The organism is Mycolicibacterium flavescens (assembly GCF_001722335.1).
Classification (GTDB): Bacteria; Actinomycetota; Actinomycetes; order Mycobacteriales; family Mycobacteriaceae; genus Mycobacterium; species Mycobacterium flavescens.
Genome location: NZ_MIHA01000069.1, coordinates 1 through 378 on the forward strand (window position 1 = coordinate 1; position 378 = coordinate 378).

At 63.8% G+C, this 378-nt stretch carries 1 protein-coding gene; it reads right to left on the reverse strand.

What is annotated here, in order from left to right; all coding sequences use genetic code 11:
- On the reverse strand, positions 1–378 hold a 378-nt coding region (locus BHQ18_RS28875; RefSeq protein ID WP_131815757.1), incomplete at both ends, for a tandem-95 repeat protein.

Genomic DNA, 378 nt, shown 5'->3' on the forward strand with positions numbered 1-378 from the left:
TGGTGGTGGCGCCTTGGCTGTCGGTGACGGTGTAGGTGAAGCTGTCGGTGCCGTTGAAGTCGGTGGTGGGGGTGTAGGTGTAGGTGCCGTTCGGGTTGAGCACGAGGGTGCCGTTGGTGACGTTCTGGCCCAACGTGACGGTGGCGGTGTCGTTTTCGTCGATGTCGCTGATCGGGACTGCGCCGTTGTAGGTGTCGTCTTCGTCGACGGTGACCGCGGTGTCGTTGGTGACCGGCGCGTCGTTGACGGGTTCGACGGTGATGGTGACGGTGCCGGTGGTGGTGGCGCCTTGGCTGTCGGTGACGGTGTAGGTGAAGCTGTCGGTGCCGTTGAAGTCGGTGGTGGGGGTGTAGGTGTAGGTGCCGTTCGGGTTGAGCA